Source organism: Terriglobales bacterium (assembly GCA_035937135.1).
Classification (GTDB): Bacteria; Acidobacteriota; Terriglobia; order Terriglobales; family Acidobacteriaceae; genus DASYVL01.
Map to the genome: position 1 here is coordinate 1 of DASYVL010000176.1, position 5,240 is coordinate 5,240.

Genomic DNA, 5,240 nt, shown 5'->3' on the forward strand with positions numbered 1-5,240 from the left:
CTCCGCCCGCAGAACGCGAAGCATCTCGCGCAGGCCGGTCTCGTAGTTGGCCAGGTTGCGAAAGCCGAAGGCAGAGACCACCAGGTCCAGGCTCGCATCGGGGAACGGAAGTTGCAGGGCGTCGGCCTCGATGGGCGCCAGGTTCCTACCGGAAAACTTGCGGTGAGCGCGCTCGAGCATGGCGTGTGAGAAGTCCGCACCCACGATGGAAGGCTGCTGACTCCCTGCCTGGCGGCGTAGGGCGAGCGTCAGCTCGCCGGTGCCGCAGCAGAGGTCCAGCACCTTCGCCTGCGGCCGCCGCAGGATGGGAGTAAAGGCGCGAGCGGTGCGTCGCCACCAGCGGTGTTCGATGCGGAACGAGAGCAGGTCGTTGAGCAGGTCGTAGCGCGGCGCGATGGCGGTAAACATCTCGCGCACCGTCGCCGCCGCGGATTTCTCGTCGTTGGCTCCCAGGGGCGCTGCGCCCTGGGGCGCGCCGCCTGCGACTGCGGGTTTGAGCGGCTCGCCCACGTTAAGCCCGCGACAGCGCCCGCAGTTCGTCCACCGCCCGCGCCACCACGCGCTCCGGCACATTGGCGGCGATCTCCACGCGCCCCACGGCGCGGGGCAGCACAAAGTGCGCCACCCCATCCACGGTCTTCTTGTCCGCCGACAGGCGGCGCACGATGGCGCGGCTGCGCACTTCTACGGAAGGCAGGGGCCCATAAGCCAAAACAGTCGACGTGATCTGTTGCGCCGTCTCGGAATCCAGCCTCTTCAGGGCTACCGCCATGCGGCAGGCGGCCACCATGCCCCAGGCCACCGCCTCTCCGTGGCGGAAGCGGCGGTAGGCGGTCTCGGCCTCCAGCGCGTGGCCGATGGTGTGCCCGAAGTTGAGGATGCGGCGCAGTCCGCGCTCGCGCTCGTCCGCGCCCACCACATCCGCCTTCACCTGGACGCATTCGGCGATCAGCCATTCCAGCGCCTTGGGCTCGCGCTCCAGGATGCGCTTGCGTTCCCGCCTCATGAACTCGAAGAGGCGCGGGCTGCGGATCACCCCGCACTTCAGCGCCTCATACAACCCGGAGCGGTACTCGCGCTCGGGCAGCGTGGCCAGCACGCCGGGATCCACCAGAACCGCGCGCGGCTGATGGAAGCTGCCCAACAGGTTCTTTCCGGCCCGCAGGTTCACGCCTGTCTTGCCGCCGATGGAAGCGTCCACCTGCGCCAGGAACGTGGTCGGGATCTGCACGCACTCCAGGCCGCGCATGTAGATGGACGCCAGGAAGCCGGTGACGTCTCCCACCACGCCGCCGCCGAAGGCGAGGGCCACGGAACGGCGGTCGGCGCCTCGATGCACGAATTTTCCGGCCAGCATCTCCACCGTGGCCAGCGTCTTGTAGCGCTCGCCATCGCCCATCTCGAAGATCACCGCCTCCAGTCCGGCGCGTTTGAGGGAGGCGTCCAACTCCTTGCCCCAGCGCCGCCACACCGCGGACGTGGTCACCACAAAGCAGCGCGCCCTTCGCCCCAGCAGGGACTCCAGGCGTCTGCCGGTGTGCTCCAGGAGGCCGTGCTCGATGAGCACGTCATAGGGCCGCGGCCGCACGCGAATGGCGATTCTTCTCACGGCGAACATCATAGTGGATGTGGCTGCGGGGCATGCGGCCGCGCAGCGCGTGGTACCATTTTTCGCCTATGAAAGCGGCCCCGGCGGAAACCGATTTCGTGGTCATCGGCGCGGGCATCGCCGGACTGCGCGCCGCCATCGAACTGGCGGCCGCCGGCCGGGTGCTGGTCCTGGCCAAGACGGAGCTCACCGAGTCGAACACGCAGTACGCCCAGGGCGGCATCGCCGTCGCCTTGAGCGATGAGGACGAGATCAGCCTCCATCTCCAGGACACCCTCGACGCCGGCGACGGCTTGTGCAACGTCGAAGCCGCCCGCATCCTGGTGGAGGAGGGCCCGGAGCGCATCCAGGAGCTCATCGCCTGGGGCACGGAGTTCGACCGCAAGGGCACCAAGCTTACCTTCGCCCGCGAGGGCGCGCACCAGCGCTCGCGCGTCCTGCACGCCCACGGCGACTCCACCGGACGCGAGATCGGCCGCGCTCTCTATGCCAAGGCGCGCACCCTGAAGTCCATCGTCTTCTACGAATTCGAGTTCACCGTGGACCTGCGCTCGAGCGGCGGACGGGTCACGGGCGTGTCGCTCATGGATCGCAACGGCGAGGTCCACGAGGTCCGCGCACAGGCGGTGCTGCTGGCCACCGGAGGACTGGGCCAGGTCTATCGCGAAACTACCAACCCAACGGTCGCGACCGGGGACGGCGTGGCCATGGCCTTCCGCGCCGGCGCCGAGGTCAGCGACATGGAGTTCGTCCAGTTCCATCCCACCGCGCTCTACGTCCCGGACGCGCCGCGCTTTCTCTTATCGGAAGCTTTGCGCGGCGAGGGTGCCTACCTACGCAATCCCGAACTGGCGCGCTTCATGCACCGCTATCACGACATGGCGGAACTGGCGCCCCGCGACGTGGTGGCCCGCGCTATCGCTCACGAGCTCGAGGTAGAGAAGGTGGACGATCCCGTGGTCTATCTCGACATGACCCATCTGGACGCTCGCGCGCTGCGCGCCCGCTTCCCCCGCATCCACGCCACCTGCCTCAAGTACAACATCGACATCGCCACCGACCTGGTGCCGGTGCGCCCGGCGGCGCACTACTCCATGGGTGGGGTGCGCACCGATCTGGACGGACGCAGCGGGCTCCCGGGCCTCTATGCCGCGGGCGAGGCGGCGGCCACCGGCGTCCACGGCGCCAACCGCCTGGCCTCGAACTCTCTGCTGGAAGGATTGGTGTACGGCGCCCGCGCCGGTGCCGCGATGCGCGAGTCGCTAGGCGCTCGCCGCCGGCCCGCCGCAGCTAAGGCCAAGAAGAGCGCGGCCAAGAAGTCTCCGGCCTTCGAGGACGGCCAGCAGGTGGAAGACGCTGCCCGCTCCCTGACCCACGGGATTCAGGACTTGATGTGGAAGAACGTCGGCATCGTGCGCGAAGGCAAGACGCTCCGCCGCGCCCTCACCCAACTGGACGAGTGGAGCGAGAAGCTGCCGGCGCCCAAGAGCCGCGTCGCCTGCGAAGCTCGCAACCTCTATACCGTGGCCCGGCTCATCGCCCGCTCCGCCCTGGCCCGCGAGGAGAGCCGCGGCGCCCACTACCGCCTGGACTTCCCCGAGCACAACGATGCGAAGTTCCTGAAGCACTCCATCCTCAAGGGAAATTCCATTCGCTTCGAGTGAGCGCGCCCGCCTAGCGCGTCTCGTCGCCAGGCTCCGTCGCCTTCGGCTGCCTTGGGAACAGGAGCGAAGCCACCACCGAAAGCCCCAGCACCACCGCGATCACCGCCAGGGCTGCTCCCACGGGAATCGGAAAGTAGTGGGAGAGGAGCATCTTGGCGCCTACGAACATGAGGACGGTAGCCAGTCCGTAGTGCAGGTAGTGGAATATCTCCATCATCCCCGCCAGCGCGAAATACATGGAGCGCAGCCCCAGGATGGCGAAGACGTTCGAGGTATAGACGATGAACGGGTCGCGGGTGATGGCCAGGACGGCGGGGATGGAGTCGGTGGCGAAGGCGACGTCCGTGGTCTCCACCACCAGCAGGACCACCGCCAGCGGCGTGAAGTAGCGCAGGCCGTCGCGCATCACGGAGAAATTCCCTTCCACGTAATCCGGGGTCACCCGCACCCGCCGGCGGAAGAGCTTGAGCACGGGGTTGTGCTCGGGATGGATCTCCATCTCCTCGGAGCGGAAGAGCTTGGCCCCGGCGTAGATCAGGAAGATGCCGAAGAGGTAGATGATCCACTCGAACCTGCGGATCAGCGTCACCCCTGCCGCGATGAAGACGATGCGCATCCCCAGCGCTCCCAAGATCCCCCAGAACAGCACCTTGTGCTGGTATTGGGCCGGCACTTTGAAGTAGCGGAAGATCAGGAGGAAGACGAAGAGGTTGTCCACGCTCAGCGACTCTTCGATCACGTAGCCGGTGACGAACTCCAGCGTCCTCCCCGGCCCGTGCCAGAGATAGACCAGCACCGCGAAGCCGGCGGCCAGGGCGATCCAGAAAGCGGTCCAGCCCAGGGCCTCGCGAAACTTGATGACGTGGGCGTGGCGGTGGAAGACGAACAGGTCCAGCACCAGCATCAGCAGGACGAAGGCGTTGAAGGCGACCCAAAAGAACCAGGGATGGTGGAGGAGGTCCACGGCTTTCGATTCTATCGGATGCTATGCCGTCAGGAGCTGAGCGATTCCCATCCGCGCCGGTTCAGGTCCCAGAAGAGAAAGAAGGTGCACAGGGCCGCGATTGCCAGCAGCCCCAGCCCCAGCCACACCGGCCCCAGGATGAGCCGGCCGATGCCGAAGAGTGCGCAGTAGACAAGGGCGCAGCCGGCCACCCAATCGGCCGCCGACCATCCCAGGCTCTGCTTCGAGGCCTCGTCCTCCGGCTTGAGGATGGGCTTCCATCCCAGCGCCGCCGGCCGCACGCGCAGGAAGAACTCCCGCAGCTTTTCCTTGGGCTCGGGCGGCGTGAGGAAGGTTACAGTGATCCAGGTGACGGTAGTGAACCCGGTGGTCAGCGTCATCAGCCAAGCGAAGCCGTGCGGATTGCTGGCCTCGAGTGCGCCGGCCGGCAGCAGCGGGTCGAATCCCCGCAGCAGCTCGACCACGCCGCCGGCCCAGGAAGATTGCAGGAACAGCGACGACACCGCCGCCGCCGACATGGCCGACACCTCCGACCAGGCGTTGATGCGCCACCAGAACCAGCGCAGGATGAACACCAGTCCCGCCCCCGCGCCGATGGCGAGCAGGAACTTCCACGCGCCCTCGATGCTCTGCATGTAGTAAGTGGCGACCCCGGCGATCACCGTCACCAGCACCGACGCCCAGCGCGAGGCGCGCACGTAGTGCTTCTCGTCGCGGTCCCGGTTGAGGAATCGCCGGTAGAAATCGTTGATCAGGTACGAAGCCCCCAGGTTGATGTGCGTCCCGATGGTGGACATATACGCCGCGGCGAATCCCGCCAGCATCAGCCCGCGCAGGCTGGCCGGCAGGTGCGTGATCATCACCTGGATGTACCCCACCTCGGGGTCGCTCTGTTTGGGATAGAGCACCACCGCCACCAGCGCCGTCAGGATCCAGGGCCAGGGGCGCAGCGCGTAATGGGCCACGTTGAACCACAGGGTCGCGCCCAGGGAGTGCTTTTCAT

The 5,240-nt window shown here is 67.1% G+C and carries 5 protein-coding genes; 1 reads left to right on the forward strand and 4 read right to left on the reverse strand.

Annotation, left to right across the window (positions count from 1 at the left end; translation table 11 throughout):
• Together VGQ94_10150 and aroB are read right to left on the reverse strand one after the other, a co-directional pair.
• Nucleotides 1-510, reverse strand: a 510-nt coding sequence (locus VGQ94_10150) for a class I SAM-dependent methyltransferase (GenBank protein HEV2022874.1), incomplete at its 3' end; no start/stop codon positions are given.
• 1 nt (nucleotide 511) lies between these two features.
• Nucleotides 512-1,609, reverse strand: coding sequence for a 3-dehydroquinate synthase (aroB, locus tag VGQ94_10155; protein HEV2022875.1), 1,098 nt, complete (start codon nucleotides 1,607-1,609; stop codon nucleotides 512-514).
• 68 nt (nucleotides 1,610-1,677) lie between these two features.
• On the opposite strand from aroB, the gene nadB reads away from it, so the two are divergent.
• Complete coding sequence (gene nadB, locus VGQ94_10160) at nucleotides 1,678-3,273, forward strand: L-aspartate oxidase (protein HEV2022876.1); 1,596 nt, start codon at nucleotides 1,678-1,680, stop codon at nucleotides 3,271-3,273.
• Nucleotides 3,274-3,283: 10 nt separating this feature from the next.
• On the opposite strand, the gene VGQ94_10165 is transcribed toward nadB, so the two are convergent.
• Together VGQ94_10165 and VGQ94_10170 are read right to left on the reverse strand one after the other, a co-directional pair.
• Nucleotides 3,284-4,237 (reverse strand): TerC family protein, encoded by a 954-nt coding sequence (locus VGQ94_10165; protein HEV2022877.1) that lies wholly within the window; start codon nucleotides 4,235-4,237, stop codon nucleotides 3,284-3,286.
• 29 nt (nucleotides 4,238-4,266) lie between these two features.
• Nucleotides 4,267-5,240, reverse strand: a 974-nt coding sequence (locus VGQ94_10170) for a sodium:proline symporter (protein ID HEV2022878.1), incomplete at its 5' end; no start/stop codon positions are given.